Below are 17,839 nucleotides of genomic sequence, written 5' to 3'. Positions count from 1 at the left end.
CCGGGTCCGACGTACCAGGTGAATCCAGCCAGGAGGAGTCTGATGCGCGACCTGATCGTCACCCAGAACATCACCGTCGACGGTGTCATCGAGGCGGGTGACTGGTTCGGACCGGCCGACGGCGGCCCGAAGGTGCTCGAAGCGCTGCGCGAGCAGATGTCGCGCGCGGACTCGTTCCTCACCGGTCGCGTGACGTTCGAGCAACTGCGCGGCTTCTGGCCCACACAGACGGACGATCCGACCGGCATCTCGAAGTACCTGAACCAGGTGCAGAAGTACGTCGTGAGCTCGACGCTGCAAGATCCGGGGTGGGAGCCGACCACGATCCTCCGCGATCTGGGCGAGGTACGCCGGCTCAAGGACGCCGCCGGCGGAGACATCGTCTGCACCGGCAGCATTGACGTCACCCATCAACTGATCACCGCTGACCTGGTCGACGAATACCGCCTGTTCGTCTATCCGTCGGTCGTCGCCGCCGGTCGCCGTCTCTTCCCCGACGGCTCATCACAGAAGCTGACATTGACCGGCAGTACGTCGTTCCCCAGCGGCGTCGCCCTGCTGACGTACCGCGCGGACGGCGGCAGTTGACCGTTGCTCAGCGAAGGTCGGACAAGTGGCCGTCGGGGTCGCCCAGGTGTACGGCGGTGGCCCGCGGGGCATAGCCGAGGCAGCGGTAGACGCGGTCTGCGCCGTCGTCGCCGGGGGTTAGCCAGGCCAGGGTTGCGCCGCCCAGGTTGAAGGCGTTCTGGGTTGCGTAGGCGGTGGCGACGGCGCCCAGGCCGCGCCGCCGGTGGCTGTGGATGGTGCCTACGCCGGCGACCTCCGAGACCTCGTCGGCGACCGCGGTCCACGCTGCGGTGGCGGCTGGTACGTCGTCCAGGTAAACGATCACCGCACCCCCATCCGCGGGATCGGGCTTGTACGCGAAGTCGGCGCTGTCCATCTCGTACGCCTCCGCGGCGACCGCATTCGCCACGGCCTGCTCCTCCGGAGACGACACCACCTGCACCGTCATACCTGCCGGCAACGACGGAACGATCAGCTCATGCGGCTCGACCACGAGCAGCGGCAGGTGCGACACGATCGTCATGCCCTGCGCCGCGAGCGCCTCGGCGAGGCCGGGGTTCGCCTCGTCGACGAACTCCGCGTGCACCCACCGTCCTTCGGCGGCGAACGCCTGGCGGATCGTGTCGATCGCCCACGGGATCTCGTCCGGATCGAACGGTTGCCCGGGCTCAGCCGCGAGTACGCCGGACAGGTACCACGCATCGTCGTCGTGCAACATGCCTGCCAGCGGCCCGGCGATGACCTGCCGTTTCGAGCGCGCCGAACCGGTCAACTGAGCCGCGGCGATCCGCGCACCGACGTCCATGCCCCGGACCCTACGATGTGCCGATCACAGCCCGCGACCGGATTGCGCGAGCACCACGAGGTCAAGGAACCGGCTCAGGTCGGCCGCGCTCGGCGCTCGACCGAGCAAGGCGGCCAGCGAGTCGAGCGCCGCGACCAGATCGCGGCGGACCGCCGCACGAGACCTGCCACCAGCGGCCCCGCCGGCTTCAGCAGATCCGCCGGCGAGCAGCGCGACAACCGAGTCGGCCCGATCGGACCCGGACACCAACTCAGCCTCGGCCGACGGCACGGCAGGGGGCTCTGAGTCCCCGATTCGCACCTCGAGCTCCGCCCCCAGCGCCGTCGCGAGTCGATCCAGCGCGGCGACCGTCGGATTGCCTCGCCCGTTCTCCAGATTCGCGATGTACGGGACGGACAGACCTGCGTCGACGGCAACCGACGCGATGGTGCGCCCGGCCGCCTTGCGACGGTCGCGCAGTACCTCACCCAACTCCATGAGTCCTATCTTCACAGAACACTATTGCAACTGTCTATTCCATGAGGATAGATTGCTGCGCCGTGAGAGATTTCCGGAGGCTGTGGTTCAGCGGCGCGGTCTCAGGCATCGGGTCCTGGCTCCTGATCGTGGCGATCCCGTTCTACGTGTTCACGTTGACCGGGTCGACGGTCGCGACGGGACTGGCCTTGGCCCTGGAAGCCCTTCCAGCGTTGCTCATCGGGCCCTGGGCCGGCGTACTGCTCGACCGCTGGGACCTGGCACGGGCGATGTGGATCGCAGATCTCGCCAGCGCCGCAGCGGTCGGACTGATCCTGTTCGCCGACCGGCATCACGTCTGGCTGATCTACCTCGCGATCCTGCTCGAGAACACCGCGACCACGGTCTTCCGGCCCGCCGTACGCGCTCTGCTGCCGGCCGTCGTCGGCACGGGGAGCGAACTCGCGAAGGCCAACGCCGTCAACGCCGTCACCAGCAGCGCGATCCGACTGGCCGCGCCACCGCTTGGCGCGCTCCTGCTGGCCGGCCCCGGGATCACGTTCGTGCTCATCGTCGACATCGTCAGCTACTTGTTGTCGGCGGCAACAATCGCCACGGTGCGCACGCGCCGCCACCCGACCACCGGCGTACCACCGCGACCCCTCGAAGGGCTCCGTGCCGTGGTCAACCACCGAGCGCTCCGCGGCATCCTCATCGGCCAGACGGTCTTCCTCACCGCGAACGCCGGCCTGACCGCGCTCCTCGTACCGTTCACCGTCGACCGCCTGCACGCCCCGGGCTACGTCGTCGGCTACCTAATCTCCGGTCTCGGCGCCGGATATCTCATCGGCGCAGCCCTCAGCACCAGGGCGGCCCGACTCCTCGGCACCCGCGAACTGCTCACCCTCACTCAATTCATCACAGCCTTGGCGTACTTCGCGCTGTTCAACGCCCCGACTGTCCCGCTAGCCGTCGCCGCAGCAGTCCTGATCGGCCTACCCGGCAGCATCCTGCTCATCACGGTCCAGACCACGATCCAACGGACAGCACCAACCGCCGTGCTGGCGAGCGTCGGCGCACTCTTCTTCGCCGCCGACTCACTGGCCCTGCTGATCGGCGCTCTCGGCGCCCCCGCGATGACGCTCGTCCTCCAGCTGCCTCTGACTCTCAATGTCATCGCAGCGCTGGCCGTCTGCGCGGCAGCCCTCACCCTGATCGTCGTACCGCGTCATCCCGCGAGCTTCACCCGGAGCTGATCGATCTCGTTGCCAGCAGCAACAGTATGGAATTGGTCATCTCGGTGTGTGAGCAAGTCAGCGCAAAGGGTTAGCAGGACGTCATAGTTTTAGCCCTGCCTGAATACCCCTGGGCCGTCTCCGAATCGTTATCGGCACATTGCGGCAAACATTCTTGACATGGTTTCCTTACTCCCCGGGTACCGGTTCGAGTGGCCGTTGACCTGCGGATTCGTAGGGTTTCCCTACTCTGCGTTAGGCCTCTGTAAAGGTCCCTTCCAAACTGTTCCGAAGGGCCCGCCGATGTTGTGTTCTTTACTCAGCGCCGGACAAAGCCGTTCGGGGCCTACCACACACTGCTGAAGGAACTGCGATGACCGAGACGCTCGAGACCCCCGCAACGCACCGTCGGGTGCGGGTCTGGTTCGGCGCTCACCCCATCGCGGACCACACCACGAACGTGGAGCAGGCCGGGCAGTACGAGGAAGCCATGCGTCGGCGGTTCGCCTCCCTCCGGGTGACGAGCGAGCCGGTGCTGGTGGACACGGCAGAGCGATGACCACCCGGCCGACGCTGCTCGGGTATGTACGGGCCGACGCGCTGAGCTGCGCGGAGGAGCTGGCCGCGGCGACCGATTCGCTCGCCGCATTCGCCAGCGCGGAGGGATTCACCCTCGGCACCGTCTACACCGAGCGCGACGCGGCCGAGTCCGCTGCATTCCACGCACTGCTCGACGAAGTGAAGCGGTCCGACGTCCGTGCGGTCGTCGTACCGACCATGAACCACCTCGGCGTAGACAACGGCGCTCCGGCGGCACTGCGCCAGCACCTCGAGTTCCACCAGGCGCAGGTCTGGGCGGTCGACTCGATAGTGACAACTCCATAGGCAAGCGGAGCTGACGTCTTGACCCCTGCATCGGCGTCGGTTCCGCTCTCCACCTCCACAGCTGCACCGGGGATGCCCGGGCGGTAGTGGACCAACAAGGCCCCACCGGCTGCTACCGGTGGGGCCTTGCCCATGTCGCGTCCGCCCGCAAACGAACTCAGGCGACGATCGTGTACCCGTACCGCTTCATCACCGCGGCGACCGAGTTGTTGAAGATCCCGGTGACCTCGAGCTTGAAGTGCAGTTGCACCTTCCGGATCACCCGCTGGAAGTGCAGGTGCCATGGCACGCCCGCGGCCGGCACCGTCTCGGCCTTGGTGATCGCGCCGACCCGGGGGTGCGCCGCCCAGGCGATCACCCGGGCCCGGTCCGCGCCCCACACGCCGGTCATCGCGTCATGTGTCCGCGCGTACGCCATCGCGGCCAGCGAGATCGTCGAGTCCGGCACCGGCTGCTTCGGCGGGTGTGCCTTCAGGTAGAGCTCCCAGGTCATCCCGTAGTACCCGGGCGGCCCGTCGTCCTTACCCCGGTTGGCCAGCCCGTTGAGCTTGCGGTGGTACTCCGTGACCTGGATCGCCGCCCCGCGGGACAGGTCCTTGTCGCCGACAGCGATGCCGTGGACGTGGTACGGCCAGTTGCCCTGCGTCGGCGTTCGCAGCCACGCGGCGAACCCGACCGCGCGCATCGCCTTCAGCACCGCGACCCGCTGCGCGGCGCTCTTCGTCCGTACGTCGATGTCGACCGCGCCGCCCCCGTCGTGGGTGCCGGCCGACGCCTCCACGCCGCCCTTGTTGTACGACCCCTGCAGGATCGCGAACTTCGACTTGTACAGCTGCTCGGCGGCCTCGACCATCGCCACCGTCCGCTTGTTCATCGTGACGCCGCGCCAAGAAATCCTTGCCTCAGGCATCTTTATCCCCGGTCGCCGGGCCGAGGATCAGCTCCGCGTCCTCGGCGGCGCCGAGCGCCTCCAGCTGGTCCAGCTCGTCGTCGGTCAACTCGTCGTCGAACACTTCCGGCATAGCCCCGTTTCCTTCCCCCTGGTCGATCGCGCGCCGACCCCCGGCGGGCGAAATCGCAGCTCAGCCTAAGCAGGTGCGAGGTCAGGTAACTAGCTGTAAAGGTTTGGGGAACGTGAAGTTTTCCGTCCGCTCCGCGTGCCGGGGTGTGTGCGAAGGGGCCGGATGGGGTACCTGTAGGTGGTCCCGCGGTTCGGTCAGTGCCATTCGGGCATGGGTGGTGTTCACCGAGCCGCGAGTTCTCCCACTGAGGGGCGGGAGAACGACCGGCCCGGCGGGTGTGTCTCTCCCAGGATGCACCCGCCGGGGTACGGTGCCTCAGAGCGCGGACGCGACGAACAGATACCTGTTCAGGCTGAAGAAGTAGCTCGGCCCCAGACTCCGCAGATCGTCTGCCCAGGCTTGGGCCTCCTCCTCGGTCACACCCGCGTGACCCGGCACGAACTCCGACACGATGTCGATCAGCCCGGCACTGTACGTACGCGCGTCGTACCCCGTGTTGAGGATCGGCACCACCTGTTCGTGGGTCAGAGTGAAACCGGACGTGGCCAGTACGTCGGCCAGCGTCCGTGGCAGATGTGGATCGGCCAGATGGTCCTCGAACGCGGTCAGCACCCGGGCCATTCGCTCGTCGTCACTCGACCGCCACACGACCGATCCCCAATCGGTGTCGAGCAGTACGACGCGACCGGCCGGCCGCAGCACCCGCCGTACCTCCGCGAGCGCGCCGGCCACGTCCTCGACGTACTCGAACACCTGGGTCGACACCACCACGTCGAAGCTCTCCGCCGGATGCGGGATCCGGGCGACCGTAGCCAGCTCGAGCTCGATCGTGGGTCCACCAGGCACCTCCGTCCTGGTCCCCGCGATCGCCAGCATGCTCTCGCTGATGTCGATCCCGCAGATCCGTCCGTCCGGCCCGACCTCCTCGGCCATCTCGGCCGCCAGCAATCCCGGCCCCACACCGACGTCCAGCACCCGGTCCCCCGGCCGCAACGCCAACGCCGCCCGCACGACCCGTCGCTGCTCGACCACATCCGGGGTCCGGTAGACCGACTCGATCTGCCGGGAAACCTCGGGGTCGAACTGCAACCCGTCAACGTCAACCTCTCCGCCCATGTCCCACATCATGGTCCGCGATCCCGTTTCCGGGGAGGCCTTCTGGAAATCGGAAGCGCTGCCCCGGGTTGCCCCGCTACGGTTCCAGGGTGATCGAGCTGCCCGAGACGTTCCTCGAGATGCCCCGGTGGTGGACGGAAGGGCAGGCCTGGCTGGAATCGTTGCCCCGAGCAGTCGACGAGCAATGCCGCCGCTGGAACCTCGCTGTAGCAGGGCCGATCGCCCACGGGTCGAACGCGATCGTCGTACCGGTCGAACGGGACGGCACGGAGCTCGCACTGCGGATGTCGCAGCCCGGTGCCGAGGTCACGCAGCAGGTCCGGGCGCTGAAATGGTGGGACGGCCGCGGCATGGTCCTGTTGGTGGATGACGACGCCGAGGCCGGGGCGATGCTGCTCGAGCGGCTGTCGACTCCGTTGATGACCCGGCCGATCGACGAAGTGATCGCCGTACTCGGGCAGTTGATGCGCAGGATCGCCGTCCCCGGGCCGGAGGATGCGTTGTCGACCGCGGACATCGTGACGACGCGATCAGCCGAGCTGGAGCCGCAGTGGGAACGGCTCAGCCGTCCGTTCGACGCCGCGATCCTGCGCGAGGCACTCGACGTCGCCCCGACCGAGACCACGTCGACCGCGGCGGTCAACGGCGACTTCCATTCCGGCCAGGTCCTCGCCGGGCACCGGGAGGCCTGGCTGATGGTCGACCCGGTGCTGTACCGCGGGGACATCGAGTTCGACCTCGGTCGCGTTCTGTGGTGGGACCCCGACAGGATGACCGACATCGTCCCGTACTTCGATCTCGCGGTTCGCGAAGCCGGTCTGGACCGGGACCGCGCCCGCGACTGGGTGATCTGGCGGACCGTCGACTACTGGCTGTGGGGACTTCAAGCGGGCCTGACCGAGGACCCGGTCCGATGCGCGAGGTTGATCAACGCCCTCTCACGATGAACGAGCAGCGTAAATGAAGCGGCTGCGCATCATCCGGGGCGCATCGGCCGCGTTCGGCGCGATCGAGTGCAGGATCCACGGATGCGTCAGGTACACGTCGCCGGCCTGACCGGTGAGCTCGATGACCCGGACCGGCAGCCCGTCGAGATCTGCCGGCGCCATCGGATCCAGCGTGCGCTGCTCGGACGTCAGGTTGCGGAACCACGGGTCTGACCGCAGTACTTCGTCACGCACGGCCTTGAACTCGCGCTCTTCGGTCGTGGTCAGGAAGCGCTCGACCACCTGGTGCGAACCTGCGACCTGCGGTGTCCCGCCGCCACCCGGCTCGAGATCGCCGAGCAACGCCCAGATCTTGACGGCCTGGGGCGTTTCGTCGAAGCCCACGTCGGTGTGCCACTGGCGATGCGGGACGGCCCACTGCCCACCCTCGGGCATCGTGACGAGGACCTGCCCCTGGTGCTTGGGCTCGAGCCACTTACCCAGCAGACCGTCGAGCGCCGACCGCACCCGCGGCCCGAGGATCGCGTGGGCCGCGCGAGACGACTTCGTGCTCTTCAGACCCGTTGGTCGCGACGGAGTCCAGGTCGACCGGTCGTCACGATCCATCCCGTACCGCTCGGACAACTCGTCCCACAAGGCGTCCCGCATCCGCGCGGCATCGTCGGCGGAGAACGCGGACGGGATCTTCACGATCCCGTCGCGCTCGAAAACGTCCAGCTCTTCGGCGGTCAGCACTCGCCCATGGTGCTCCGGGCCTCCGCCGGGCTTCCACTCAATTAACAGTTCGCGGCCGGCTCAGTGTTCGGGCGCGAAATCGTGGAAGCCGATCAGCTTCTGGATCTTGCCGTCGCCGTCGAGGACGACGATGTCGGTGCCGCCGGCCACCGGCTCCTGCCCGTCGGCCTTGAGGTGCCAGGTCCAGCGCAGGTAGGCGTGGTGCTCGTCGATGTCACCGGTGCGGACGAAGGACAGGCCGGGGAACATCTGCTGTGCGACGCCGACCAGCTTGTTCAGCTCGTCGTGGCCCGTGGTCTCGAAGCTCGGGTCCTGGAAGGTCGCGTCGTCGGTCCAGGTCGCGGCGATGAGCTCGGCCCGGCGGTCGGCGTCGGCGGCGTTCCACATCGCGAAGTACTGGTCGGCGAGAGCGGTTGCGTTCATGGTGTTTCCTCCTCGGAAGGTTTCGATGACCAGAACCTTGCCGCCGTACCCGGGCAGCGGTCGATGACCTCAGAGGTAATGGCGATGTCTACGCCGACCGCTACGGTCGGGGTATGGCAGCAACGATCGAGGAGACGTTCCAACGCCCGGTGGGCGAGCTTCTGCGCGGGTGGCGGGAGCGGCGCCGGCTCAGTCAGCTCGAGCTGGCGAACCGGGTCGAGGTGTCCACCCGGCACGTGAGTTTCGTGGAGACCGGGCGGTCGAAACCGAGCCGGGACATGGTGCTGCGGCTCGCCGAGCACCTCGACGTACCACTCCGGGACCGGAACCAGCTGCTGCTCGCGGGCGGCTTCGCGCCGATCTACAGCGAGGCGTCGCTGCACTCGCCGGCGATGCTTGCTGTTCGTACGACGCTGCGCCGCCTGCTGAAGGCCCACGAGCCGTTCCCGGCGCTCGTCGTCGACCGCTGGTGGAACATCGTCGAGACCAACGCCGGGATCCAGATCTTCACCGCGGGCGTCGACGAGAAGTTGCTCCAGGCACCGATCAACGCCCTCCGGCTGACCCTGCACCCGGACGGCCTGGCCAAGCGGATCAGCAACATCGCCGAGGTCCGTGCCAGCGCACTCTCCAGCCTGCAACGCCAGGCCGCGAGCACGGCCGACCCTGAGCTCCAGGACCTGTACGACGAACTTCGCACGTACGCCGTGGACGACAAGCCGGCACCACCCGGACCGGCCGAGGTCGTCATACCGTTCAAGCTCACGCACGACGGGCGGGAGTTGTCGTTGCTGACGATGATCGCGACCTTCGGCACACCACTCGACGTCACGGTGTCCGAGCTGATGATCGAGTCGTTCTATCCCGCCGACGATGCGACCGCGGAGTACCTGCGGAGCCTTTCGTGAAGCCGGCCCGGGAGGTCGCAGACACGATCGAGCTGCATCTGCAGTACCTCGATCGGTATCGCGAGATCATCGAGAAGAAGCTGACCGGGCTGAGCGACGCCGAGCTACGCGGCAGCCGGCTGCCGTCGGGTTGGTCGCCACTGGAGCTGCTCAAGCACCTGGTCTTCATGGAGCGACGGTGGCTGCGGTGGGGCTTCACCGCTGAGCAGGTCGAGCATCCGTGGGGTGATTCCGGAGATGATCCCGACGGTCCCTGGACGGTGACGGTCGACGACTCGCTGGAGAGCCTGCTGGCTCAGTTGCACGCGGGTGGTGAGTTCACGCGGCAGGTCGTCAGCGGAATGGATCCCGCGACGGTTGCGTCTGCCGGCGGGCGGTTCGGGCCCGACGACCGGCCGACGCTGAACTGGATCCTGTTCCACGTCCTGCAGGAGTACGCACGGCACGCGGGCCACTTGGACGTGGCCCGCGAGCTTGTGGATGGGGCCACCGGCGAGTAGGTCTTGCAGGGAGGGCCTACTCGCCGGTGGCCGGGAGCCCTACCGGCCTGAGGAGGGGTGGCCGGTGGGGAACGCCGTCGGGATGCTCGGCGTCGGGAAGCTCGGCTTGGACGACGGGGTCGGCAGCGTCGGCTTCGTCGTCGGGATCGACGGCAGCGTCGGCTTGCTGTGCGGCTTGACCGTCACCTTCACACCGGCCGAGACCGTCACAGTTGGCACAGATGGCACAGTCGGCTTCGGTGCGGTCGGCTTCGCCGTCGGAAGGGAAGGCTTGCCGGGCAGGTTCGGCTTGCTCGGCAGTCTCGGCTTGCTGGTCGGCACGCCCTGTACGCAGTCCGGCACGGCCGGGACCGCGGGCTTGCCGGGCAACGACGGCTTGGCGGTCGGGAGCGTCGGCTTGGCCGGCAGCGAAGGCTTGCTCGGCAGCGTCGGCTTGGCCGGCAGCGACGGGAGGGTCGGCTTCGTCGTCGGCAGGCTGGGCTTGCCCGACGGCAGTGTGGGCTTGGTGGTCGGCAGGGTCGGCTTGCTCGGCAGCGTGGGCTTGCCGGTCGGCCAGGTGGGCTTGGTGGTGGGGATGCCCGGCTTGCTCGGCAGCGTCGGTTTCGTCGTCGGCCAGGTCGGCTTGGCAGGCAACGAGGGCCGGGTGGTCGGCAGGCTCGGCTTGCTCGGCAGCGTGGGCTTGCCGGTCGGCAGGGTCGGCAGGGTCGGCAGGGTCGGCTTCACCGGCAGCGTGGGCTTGGCCGGCAGTGTCGGCTTCTGCGGGTTGTTCGGGTCGATCGTCTTGTTCACGACCACCTTGGGCAGCTTCGGCTTGGCCGGGAGGCAGGTCGGGTCGATCGACGGCGCCGACGGCGTACCGGCCGGAATCACTGCCGGCATCGGAGGCTTTCCGCCGACCAGCAGGTTCTTGACCGGAAGGGTCGGTCCGCCGACCGCGGCGGACACCGTCGCGACGGTTCCAGCCAGGGCGGTGACGCCCGCCGCGGCCAGTCCCCGGCGCAGCCAGGTCAGCCGCTTGCCGCGCCGCATCAGGTCACCGGCGTCCGGCTGCCACGGCTCCATCTCATACGTCAGCGCGTTCCGTACTTGCTGCTCGTCACTCATCAGTTTCCTCCAACTCCGCTGTCGATCAGGTCGGGTGCCAGACGCAACTTGGCCAGCGCCCGGGAGGCCGTGCTCTTCACGGTCCCGGCCGCCATACCGAGGAGCTCGGCGGTCTCGGCCTCGGAGAGATCCTGCGAGTAGCGCAGCGCGACCACGGCTCTCTCCCGGACGGTCAGACCGTTGAGAGCCGAGAGCACGGCCTCCCTGGTCTGGACCGCCCCGGCGAAGTCCGCCACCGCTCGCTGGTCCCAATCGTTTGCTACCGGATCACTGGGTACTTCGTTGTTCCAGCGCCGGCGGGCCTGGGAGAGGAATCGGTTGACCAGCACCCGCCGGACGAACCGCAACGGGTCGCCCTCCAACCGGTGCCATTTCGGATAGGACCGCATCAACGCCTGCTGCACGAGGTCCTCGGCGGTATGCCGATCGCCGCACAACATCTCCGCGAAGCGGAGCAAAGGGGTCGACTGCGCCACGACGAATCGCTCGAAGTCGGCGTCCGCGGTCCGGGTCATCGATTCTCCTCAGCCTCTGTCACACCGGTCCAAACCCGCTGAGTCACCGATCGGGTTCTGTTCGGAGTAGGAGGAAATTTATTCACGGGCTATACAGAGGCGGTGTTTGTTTGTCACATTGGGTGCACAAGCCTTCACCGCCCCGGAGGTTCCGCCCATGCGTACCAGCCGCCCAGCCGCACTCGCCGCCTGTCTGACCCTGACCGCGGCGATCTTTACCGCAACCTTGCCGAGCAACGCCGCCGTACCCGACCCCGCCGCGGCACCCGACCCCACCCGTGCCTCCCAGTCCGTCGCCCGGCCCCAGCCCGCCGCCGCCTCCCAGCCCGCCGCCTCCCAGCGCGTCGCGTCCCAGCGCGTCGCCGCCTCGCAGCCGGTCGCCGCGTCGCAGCCGGTCGCCGCGTCCCAGCCCGTCGCCGCGTCCCAGCCCGTCGCCGCGTCCCAGCCCGTCGCCGTCTCGCAGCCAGTCGCGGGGTCGAGCAACGTCCGCGCCGAAGGCGGCCGGATCATCCTCGGCGACGCACCCGCCGCGATCGGCTCGACCGAGATCTACCAACGCTCCGGCCTGGCCGAGCTCACGCCGGTCCACTTCGCCGGCTTGACCTCGGCCGTGGTGGTCGGCTACTCGGCCGCCATACCAAACGGTATGTCCGCGTCAGTCGACGTACGATCCTGGGCCGCCGGCCGATGGTCGGAGTGGACCGAGGCGAAGTCCGGAGCCCCAACCGCGTTGCCCAGCGCCAGCGACCAGGTCCAGCTGCGGGTGATCATCACCGCGCCGCCGACCGGCGGCAGCCCATCCGTCGCCGATCTGACCGTTCAGCCGACCGACAAGGTCGCGGCTCCGCGGATGAGCGTTCAGGCCGCGCCGCTCAAGTCGCACGTCTTCGCCACCCGCGAAGGCCTGGTCGGCGGTACGACGGCCAACGGCCACGTGATCGTGAGCCGCGACCACTTCGTCGCACTGCCCTCACGGCGTGGGCTGTCGGGCAACGGATCCGGCACGTACTCCGTCAAGGTATGCACCGCATCGCGCTGCGCCTTCGAGCCGGTGTGGGACGTCGGGCCGTGGAACACGAAGGACGATTACTGGAACCCGAGCGCGACCCGCGAGATGTGGAAGGACCTGCCACAGGGCAAGCCGGAGGCGCAGGCGGCGTACCAGGACGGTTACAACGGAGGCAAGGATCAGTTCGGCCGCACCGTCGCCAACCCAGCGGGGATCGACCTTGCGGACGGCGTGTTCTGGGACGCGCTGAAGTTGGCCGACAACTCGTTCGTCGACGTCACGTACCTGTGGACGGGTGACGGCGGCCGCGGAACAGTCTCGATCTCGTCCGGCTACCTGAACGTCCGCAACGCACCGAACTCGACCGGCGCGGTCGTCGGCATGGCCGGCAAGTCCGCACAGGTCACCGTCGAATGCCAGACCACCGGTGAGACCGTCACCGGTTCCCAGGGCACGACCAACATCTGGCTCCGCGTGAATACCGGCATGTACGTCGCAAAGGCCTGGATCTCGGCCGGCACCTTCGGCACCTGCTGATGCAGGCTGGGACTCCCGTACGCCCGCCCACGTACGGGAGTCCCGGTGTCAGCGAGCCAGCGGGTCCGCGCCGCCGCCGAAGCGCTTGAGCAGCTTGCCCTGCGCGTCGTACACGAAGACGCCGTTGCTGCGCGAGTTCTGCGGCGTCAACGGAGTCACCTGCGCGGAAGACTCGACCCAGCCGGTGATCCCGGCGAGCCGGTAGATCTTCCCGTACCAGGCCTTGGTGCCGACCGTGTAGACGACGGTCGCGGCCTGCGAGCTCTTGAAGACCGAGCTGACCGTACGGCCGACCGACTGCATTCCCGGGTCGGTACCATCGCCAATGTTGGCGTTACCAACGGTTTGCCGCCACCCGAACGGCTCGTACGCCGGCTCACCCGGCTGCCGGCTGATCACCGCCCACTGCGTGCCCTTCGTCTTGAAGTACAGCCCCGGACCGAGCTTCACCTCCCGACCGGCGGCCAGCGTCCCGACCGCGGGCCGGGCATTCTGGAACTGGTACTTCGTTGCCTTGGGCGCCTTCTTCACCGGCGCCGCGGGCGTGGTGCTCTTCACGATCGTCCCACCCGGACCGCCCGCCACCGCGGTGTCCTGAGCGGCGGCCTTGTCGTTCGTCCCGGTGAACACCGCGACAGCGACCATCGTGCCCGCCACCGCGACCGCGGCGAGGCCGGCCGGCAACAGCCGGGTCAGCCCTCTCGTGTCTCGCATCTCGTTGCCTTTCGCAAGGTTTCGTTGTCGGGCTGAAGGACGTGCCCGCCGCGGGAAAGGTTCTTCACCGGCGCAACGGATCGTCCTTGGGATCACCGAGACACCCGACCAGCTTGCCGTCGGCGTCGTACGCGAAGACCGACTGCGCGTCGACCGGGAGCGCCGCCGTCGCCGCGACCCAACCCGGGATACCAGCCAGCCGGCGGACCTGCCCGTACCAGGCCTTGCGGCCGGACGTGTAGACGACCGTGGTCGCCGTCTCGCTCCTGAACACCGACGTCACCACATTGTCGGCGATCTGCAGCCCCGGACCCGCGCCGTCGCCGATGTTGGCGTTCCCCACTGTCTGCCGCCAGCCGAACGGCTCGTACGCCGGCTCACCCGGCCGCCGGCTGATCACCGCCCACTGGGTGCCCTTGGTCTTGAAGGACAGGTACGGCCCGATCTTCACCTCGACACCGGCGGCGAGCGGGACCACCGCAGGTCGGGTGTTCTCGAAGACGTATCGCGGCGGCGTGACAGACGGGGTCACCGACGAGGGCGTCGCAGCCACCGGAGGACCAACCGCCACCGGATCCTGCGCGACCAGCAGGCCGACTGCTGCAACACCAGCGACTCCAGCCGATGCCGCGGCGGCCGTGAGCACCCCACGGCGACGCCGCCGGCGCGCTCCGGCGATCACCCGCGCGGGGTCCAGCGCCGGGCTGTCCGTCCGCAGCTCGCGGAGCTCGCTCTCGATGCTCATACCGTCTCTCCCACTCCCGCCAACGCCGGTGCGGCGCGCAGCTTCCGCAAGGCCCGGGCGTTCGAGCTTTTCACCGTGCCGACTGCCACCCCGAGCACGGCAGCGGTGTCCCCCTCGGACAGGTCCTCCACATGCCGGAGTACGACGACCGCACGCTCGCGCCGGGTCAGCAACCGCAGAGCACTGAGCAACGCCAGCCGACGATCGCTCAGCCCGGCCGAATCACTCAGGGCGCCGGCCCAGGGCTCCAGGTCGATGGGATCGCCGCTCGGCCGCTCCCGCCAGAGCCGTCGCCGCACCCACGACAGGTGCTGGTTGACCACCGCCTGCCGGACATACGCAAAGGGATCAGCCATCTCGATCCGGTCCCAGCGCAGGTACGCCTTCTCCAACGCCGTTTGCACCAGATCCTCGGCGAGCCCCGCATCCCCGCACAGCATCCGCGCGAAATGCATCAGCCGAGCGGACCTGGCCAGCACGAAGGCCGTGAAGTCGTCGTCGCGACTCCCCGCAGCACCCATCCGGCCTCCGTCCAGTTGCCCTCAGGCAACAGGACGCCGCGCCGGGGTCAAAGGTTCTGTCGCGTCGTACATCTTGTCCGAGCCGCTCAGCCTGGGCAGCGCGATCGTGTCGGCGGCCAGGCGAACGCGGTTGCGGCCGGCGGCCTTGGCGGCGTACATCGCGCGGTCGGCGCGGAGCAGCAGGTCGTCGACGGTCGCTCCGTCGTTCGGATACACGGCGACGCCGATGCTGACGGTCAGGTGGAACGTGTCCGGATCCAGGTCCGGAGCGTCGAGTACGCCGGCGCACATCGCGGCCAGTGGGCTGGCGGAGACCGCGTTGCGGAGCCGGTCGGCGGTGATGGTCGCCTCGTCGAGCCCGGTGTCCGGGAGCGCGATCACGAACTCCTCGCCGCCGAACCGGCCGATCACGTCCTTCGCCCGGATCGCGCTGCGCAAGATCGTCGCGACCGCGCGCAGGGCCTCATCGCCGACCAGGTGGCCGTGCCGGTCGTTGACCTGCTTGAAGTGGTCGATGTCGATCAGCAGGACCGCCATCGGCTCGCGCTGGGCCCGGACGGTCCGCAGCATGTCCTCGGTCCGCCGGCGCCACCAATCGACCCGGGTCAGGCTGGTCTTCGGATCGGTCTGCGCCTCGGACTCCAACTGACCGAGGAGCAGTGCGCGCTGCGCGGTCAGCGTGATCGGGATCGCGACGAACGCGAACCACGGGCTGATCAGGCAGGCGGCCGCGAGCAGGCAGCCGAGCGTGGCGGCGGTCGCGTCAGTGCCCAAATCGTCCAGACCGCCGATCACCTCGCGGCGACTGCTGCCCGGAATAATCAGCGAGATCGCCAGCCCGCAGAGCACGGTGTCGGTCGCCACGTACGCCGCCGAAGCGGCGACCATCGAGACGACCAGACCGAAGTCGCCGCCGGTGACGCCGCGGAGCGAGACAAAGACCTCGTGCGCGGCGCCGACCGCGAGCACGTGGACCGCGGTCGAGAAGGCCCACCGGTACGGGATGCATTTGCCGGCCCGGATCCGCCACCAGATCCGGAGCAGTACGGCGACCAGGATCGCCAGCGCCGGATGCAGGATCACGGCCGCGGCGATCATCCAGGCCGGGGCGAGGTCCTTGTGCAGCGCGCCGCCGCGCCGCCGCCGGTTCTCCACCCGGCGCGCGCCCTCGACCGAGATCAGTGCGGACACCGTCAGCGCGAACACCACATCCAGCCCGCGCCAGTCGGGACGGTCCGTGAACGCCTGCACGCCGTACCCGATCGCGGCCAGGTCGACGAGCACCACGACGGCGAACGCCGGGACCGTCAGGGTCCAGAGCGCCTAGGAACGCACCGCTTGCCTACTCTGTGCAACCATCACCTCACACGGTACGACGAGTGAGCGTCAGGTCCCAATCCGTGGCGGCGCGGCTGTGGATGACGACTTGGAAACGATCGACGATCCTTCAGTATTCAGTCGTTTGATCAACAATCAGACGCCGGATTTCCTTGCACGGAAGGAAGATCAGCGCCTTCGAGCAGAACCGAAGAGCCCGCGGACGATCTCCCGGCCGGCCGACCGGGCGAACTGCTTGAACGCCGACGAGCCGATGACCTGCTCGACCATCGACTTCTCCGGCTTCTGCGCCCGCGGCCGCGACTCCGGCTGCTGCTTGGCCTGCTCCTTGGCCTGCTTCTCGGCCTCGGCCTGAGCCGCGCCGGCCTGCACCTTCGCCGCCAGGATCTCGTACGCCGACTCGCGGTCGATGGCCTGCGAGTACTTCGCGTTGTTCGGCGAGGCCTGCACCGCCGCGGTCTGCTGCTCCGCGGACGCCGGCGCCATCAGCGACTGCGGCGCTCGCAACCGGGTCCACGCGACCGGGGTCGGCGCACCCTTCTCGTTCATCACGGTCACGATCGCCTCACCGATCCCGAGCTGGGTCAGCACCTCGCCCAGGTCGTACGACGAACTCGGGAACGTCGACACGGTCGCCTTCAGGGCCTTCGCGTCGTTCGGCGTATGCGCCCGCAGCTGGTGCTGCACCCGTGAACCGAGCTGCGCCAGTACGTCGTCCGGCACGTCCTTCGGCGTCTGCGTCACGAAGAAGACGCCGACACCCTTCGACCGGATCAGCCGGACGGTCTGCGCGATGGCGTCGAGGAACGCCTTCGACGCGTCGTTGAACAGCAGGTGCGCCTCGTCGAAGAAGAACACCAGCTTCGGCTTGTCCAGGTCACCGACCTCGGGCAGGTCGTGGAACAGGTCGGCGAGCAGCCACATCAGGAACGTCGAGAACAGGGCCGGCCGGTCCTGCAGGTTCGGCAGTTCGAGCAGCGAGATGAGGCCCTTGCCGTCACGCTGCTGCAGCATGTCGGCGGTGTCGAACTCCGGTTCGCCGAAGAACGCCTCCGCGCCCTGATCCGCGAACCCGATCAGCGACCGCAGGATGACGCCGGCGGTGGCCGCGGAGAGCCCGCCGAGCTCCTTCAGGTCGTCCTTGCCCTCGTCGGAGGTCAGGTGCTGGATGACCGAGCGCAGGTCCTTGATGTCGAGCAGCGTCAGCCCGGCCTTGTCGGCGTAGTGGAAGATCAGTCCGAGCGACGACTCCTGTACGTCGTTCAGCCCGAGCACCTTGGACAGCAACACCGGCCCGAACGACGTGATCGTGGCGCGAATCGGGATGCCGGTGCCCTGGCCGCCGAGCGCGTAGAACTCGGTCGGGAAGCCGGTCGCGGTCCAGTCCTGGCCGATCGACTTGGTCCGCGCCAGCAGCTTGTCGTTGCCCTCCCCAGGCTGCGAGACACCCGACAGGTCGCCCTTGATGTCGGCCGCGAACACCGCCACACCGGCCGCGGACAGCTGCTCGGCCATCAGTTGGAGCGTCTTCGTCTTCCCGGTACCGGTGGCGCCCGCGACCAGGCCGTGCCGGTTCATCATCCCGAGCGGGATCCGGACCGCTGCCTCCGGTTTCGGCTCACCGTCGACCAGCAACACACCCAGCTCGAGTGCCGGCCCCTCGAACGCATACCCCTGCTTGACAGTCTCAACGACGTCGCCTGACTCAGCCATGGTCAGCGTGCCTTTCCCCGGTTGCCTGGAATCGCTCGTACTAC

At 68.4% G+C, this 17,839-nt stretch carries 21 protein-coding genes; 8 read left to right on the top strand and 13 right to left on the bottom strand.

All coding sequences use genetic code 11. The features are described from left to right. The first annotated feature begins 42 nt into the window (after positions 1–42). Complete coding sequence (locus tag AB0J62_RS33960; protein ID WP_363880101.1) at positions 43–588, top strand: dihydrofolate reductase family protein; 546 nt, start codon at positions 43–45, stop codon at positions 586–588. Positions 589–595: 7 nt separating this feature from the next. Here AB0J62_RS33960 and AB0J62_RS33955 read toward each other — a convergent pair whose 3' ends face one another. Both AB0J62_RS33955 and AB0J62_RS33950 read right to left on the bottom strand, forming a co-directional pair. After that, a complete protein-coding gene (locus AB0J62_RS33955) occupies positions 596–1,372 on the bottom strand; it encodes a GNAT family N-acetyltransferase (RefSeq protein ID WP_363880098.1) in 777 nt (258 codons plus the stop codon). Between the two features lie 24 nt (positions 1,373–1,396). Next, on the bottom strand, positions 1,397–1,849 hold the full coding sequence (locus AB0J62_RS33950) for a helix-turn-helix transcriptional regulator (RefSeq protein WP_363880095.1): 453 nt from the start codon (positions 1,847–1,849) through the stop codon (positions 1,397–1,399). A 62-nt stretch (positions 1,850–1,911) separates the two neighbouring features. On the opposite strand from AB0J62_RS33950, the gene AB0J62_RS33945 reads away from it, so the two are divergent. The 3 genes from AB0J62_RS33945 (at position 1,912) to AB0J62_RS33935 (ending at position 3,948) form a co-directional block, all read left to right on the top strand. After that, on the top strand, positions 1,912–3,084 hold the full coding sequence (locus AB0J62_RS33945; RefSeq protein WP_363880091.1) for an MFS transporter: 1,173 nt from the start codon (positions 1,912–1,914) through the stop codon (positions 3,082–3,084). A 352-nt stretch (positions 3,085–3,436) separates the two neighbouring features. Continuing rightward, positions 3,437–3,622 (top strand): hypothetical protein, encoded by a 186-nt coding sequence (locus tag AB0J62_RS33940; protein WP_134106088.1) that lies wholly within the window; start codon positions 3,437–3,439, stop codon positions 3,620–3,622. Further along, complete coding sequence (locus AB0J62_RS33935; protein WP_363880087.1) at positions 3,619–3,948, top strand: hypothetical protein; 330 nt, start codon at positions 3,619–3,621, stop codon at positions 3,946–3,948. Before AB0J62_RS33940 ends, AB0J62_RS33935 begins: the two co-directional genes overlap by 4 nt. 157 nt (positions 3,949–4,105) lie before the next feature. Here the strand turns inward: AB0J62_RS33935 and AB0J62_RS33930 are convergent, their stop codons facing one another. After that, entirely contained in the window at positions 4,106–4,858 is a 753-nt protein-coding gene (locus tag AB0J62_RS33930) for a hypothetical protein (RefSeq protein ID WP_363880084.1), read from the bottom strand. A 427-nt stretch (positions 4,859–5,285) separates the two neighbouring features. After that, positions 5,286–6,086 carry a methyltransferase domain-containing protein gene (locus AB0J62_RS33925; protein ID WP_363880081.1) on the bottom strand — a complete coding sequence of 267 codons (801 nt, stop codon included), beginning with the start codon at positions 6,084–6,086 and terminating at the stop codon, positions 5,286–5,288. A gap of 89 nt (positions 6,087–6,175) precedes the next feature. Here AB0J62_RS33925 and AB0J62_RS33920 point away from each other — a divergent pair, with 89 nt between their 5' ends. Further along, entirely contained in the window at positions 6,176–7,033 is an 858-nt protein-coding gene (locus AB0J62_RS33920; protein ID WP_363880078.1) for an aminoglycoside phosphotransferase family protein, read from the top strand. On the opposite strand, the gene AB0J62_RS33915 is transcribed toward AB0J62_RS33920, so the two are convergent. Then, complete coding sequence (locus tag AB0J62_RS33915) at positions 7,025–7,768, bottom strand: phytanoyl-CoA dioxygenase family protein (protein ID WP_363880075.1); 744 nt, start codon at positions 7,766–7,768, stop codon at positions 7,025–7,027. The two genes, AB0J62_RS33920 and AB0J62_RS33915, sit on opposite strands and share 9 nt — an antisense overlap. A 60-nt stretch (positions 7,769–7,828) precedes the next feature. Continuing rightward, on the bottom strand, positions 7,829–8,191 hold the full coding sequence (locus AB0J62_RS33910; protein WP_363880072.1) for a nuclear transport factor 2 family protein: 363 nt from the start codon (positions 8,189–8,191) through the stop codon (positions 7,829–7,831). Between the two features lie 113 nt (positions 8,192–8,304). Here AB0J62_RS33910 and AB0J62_RS33905 point away from each other — a divergent pair, with 113 nt between their 5' ends. After that, a complete protein-coding gene (locus AB0J62_RS33905; RefSeq protein ID WP_363880069.1) occupies positions 8,305–9,099 on the top strand; it encodes a helix-turn-helix transcriptional regulator in 795 nt (264 codons plus the stop codon). Further along, on the top strand, positions 9,096–9,599 hold the full coding sequence (locus AB0J62_RS33900) for a DinB family protein (RefSeq protein ID WP_363880066.1): 504 nt from the start codon (positions 9,096–9,098) through the stop codon (positions 9,597–9,599). The genes AB0J62_RS33905 and AB0J62_RS33900 overlap by 4 nt, the downstream gene beginning before the upstream one ends. Positions 9,600–9,638: 39 nt before the next feature. On the opposite strand, the gene AB0J62_RS33895 is transcribed toward AB0J62_RS33900, so the two are convergent. Both AB0J62_RS33895 and AB0J62_RS33890 read right to left on the bottom strand, forming a co-directional pair. Next, the gene (locus tag AB0J62_RS33895; protein ID WP_363880063.1) at positions 9,639–10,703 is read right to left on the bottom strand and encodes a hypothetical protein; all 1,065 of its coding nucleotides are present in this window, start codon (positions 10,701–10,703) and stop codon (positions 9,639–9,641) included. Continuing rightward, on the bottom strand, positions 10,703–11,218 hold the full coding sequence (locus tag AB0J62_RS33890) for a SigE family RNA polymerase sigma factor (protein WP_130445821.1): 516 nt from the start codon (positions 11,216–11,218) through the stop codon (positions 10,703–10,705). Before AB0J62_RS33890 ends, AB0J62_RS33895 begins: the two co-directional genes overlap by 1 nt. A gap of 157 nt (positions 11,219–11,375) precedes the next feature. Between AB0J62_RS33890 and AB0J62_RS33885 the strand changes: the two genes are divergently transcribed. Beyond that, a complete protein-coding gene (locus AB0J62_RS33885; RefSeq protein WP_363880058.1) occupies positions 11,376–12,764 on the top strand; it encodes a hypothetical protein in 1,389 nt (462 codons plus the stop codon). 48 nt (positions 12,765–12,812) lie between these two features. Here AB0J62_RS33885 and AB0J62_RS33880 read toward each other — a convergent pair whose 3' ends face one another. The 5 genes from AB0J62_RS33880 to AB0J62_RS33860 all read right to left on the bottom strand — a co-directional run bounded on the left by AB0J62_RS33880 (position 12,813) and on the right by AB0J62_RS33860 (position 17,795). Further along, on the bottom strand, positions 12,813–13,478 hold the full coding sequence (locus tag AB0J62_RS33880; RefSeq protein WP_363880055.1) for a hypothetical protein: 666 nt from the start codon (positions 13,476–13,478) through the stop codon (positions 12,813–12,815). A gap of 64 nt (positions 13,479–13,542) precedes the next feature. Beyond that, the gene (locus AB0J62_RS33875) at positions 13,543–14,223 is read right to left on the bottom strand and encodes a hypothetical protein (protein WP_363880052.1); all 681 of its coding nucleotides are present in this window, start codon (positions 14,221–14,223) and stop codon (positions 13,543–13,545) included. Next, positions 14,220–14,744, bottom strand: a complete 525-nt coding sequence (locus AB0J62_RS33870) for a SigE family RNA polymerase sigma factor (protein ID WP_363880049.1) — start codon at positions 14,742–14,744, stop codon at positions 14,220–14,222. Before AB0J62_RS33870 ends, AB0J62_RS33875 begins: the two co-directional genes overlap by 4 nt. Before the next feature lie 21 nt (positions 14,745–14,765). Next, positions 14,766–16,031, bottom strand: a complete 1,266-nt coding sequence (locus AB0J62_RS33865) for a GGDEF domain-containing protein (protein WP_363880046.1) — start codon at positions 16,029–16,031, stop codon at positions 14,766–14,768. Positions 16,032–16,250: 219 nt separating this feature from the next. Then, positions 16,251–17,795: a helicase HerA-like domain-containing protein gene (locus AB0J62_RS33860; protein WP_363880043.1), complete on the bottom strand. Its 1,545-nt coding sequence runs from the start codon at positions 17,793–17,795 to the stop codon at positions 16,251–16,253. Positions 17,796–17,839 lie beyond the last annotated feature (44 nt).

The organism is Kribbella sp. NPDC049584, assembly GCF_040675555.1.
Taxonomy (GTDB): domain Bacteria; phylum Actinomycetota; class Actinomycetes; order Propionibacteriales; family Kribbellaceae; genus Kribbella.
The sequence above is the reverse complement of the archived record's forward strand: the minus strand, read 5'-3'. Positions and strand labels throughout refer to the sequence as shown.

Excerpts from the sequence above, each read along its gene's own strand:
- AB0J62_RS33870 (WP_363880049.1), bottom strand. The coding sequence starts at position 14,744 with ATGGGTGCTGCGGGGAGTCGCGACGACGACTTCACGGCCTTCGTGCTG.
- AB0J62_RS33940 (WP_134106088.1), top strand. The coding sequence starts at position 3,437 with ATGACCGAGACGCTCGAGACCCCCGCAACGCACCGTCGGGTGCGGGTC.
- AB0J62_RS33875 (WP_363880052.1), bottom strand. The coding sequence starts at position 14,223 with ATGAGCATCGAGAGCGAGCTCCGCGAGCTGCGGACGGACAGCCCGGCG.
- AB0J62_RS33860 (WP_363880043.1), bottom strand. The coding sequence starts at position 17,795 with ATGGCTGAGTCAGGCGACGTCGTTGAGACTGTCAAGCAGGGGTATGCG.
- AB0J62_RS33910 (WP_363880072.1), bottom strand. The coding sequence starts at position 8,191 with ATGAACGCAACCGCTCTCGCCGACCAGTACTTCGCGATGTGGAACGCC.
- AB0J62_RS33885 (WP_363880058.1), top strand. The coding sequence starts at position 11,376 with ATGCGTACCAGCCGCCCAGCCGCACTCGCCGCCTGTCTGACCCTGACC.
- AB0J62_RS33930 (WP_363880084.1), bottom strand. The coding sequence starts at position 4,858 with ATGCCTGAGGCAAGGATTTCTTGGCGCGGCGTCACGATGAACAAGCGG.
- AB0J62_RS33880 (WP_363880055.1), bottom strand. The coding sequence starts at position 13,478 with ATGCGAGACACGAGAGGGCTGACCCGGCTGTTGCCGGCCGGCCTCGCC.
- AB0J62_RS33950 (WP_363880095.1), bottom strand. The coding sequence starts at position 1,849 with ATGGAGTTGGGTGAGGTACTGCGCGACCGTCGCAAGGCGGCCGGGCGC.
- AB0J62_RS33935 (WP_363880087.1), top strand. The coding sequence starts at position 3,619 with ATGACCACCCGGCCGACGCTGCTCGGGTATGTACGGGCCGACGCGCTG.
- AB0J62_RS33890 (WP_130445821.1), bottom strand. The coding sequence starts at position 11,218 with ATGACCCGGACCGCGGACGCCGACTTCGAGCGATTCGTCGTGGCGCAG.
- AB0J62_RS33905 (WP_363880069.1), top strand. The coding sequence starts at position 8,305 with ATGGCAGCAACGATCGAGGAGACGTTCCAACGCCCGGTGGGCGAGCTT.
- AB0J62_RS33955 (WP_363880098.1), bottom strand. The coding sequence starts at position 1,372 with ATGGACGTCGGTGCGCGGATCGCCGCGGCTCAGTTGACCGGTTCGGCG.
- AB0J62_RS33960 (WP_363880101.1), top strand. The coding sequence starts at position 43 with ATGCGCGACCTGATCGTCACCCAGAACATCACCGTCGACGGTGTCATC.
- AB0J62_RS33895 (WP_363880063.1), bottom strand. The coding sequence starts at position 10,703 with ATGAGTGACGAGCAGCAAGTACGGAACGCGCTGACGTATGAGATGGAG.
- AB0J62_RS33925 (WP_363880081.1), bottom strand. The coding sequence starts at position 6,086 with ATGGGCGGAGAGGTTGACGTTGACGGGTTGCAGTTCGACCCCGAGGTT.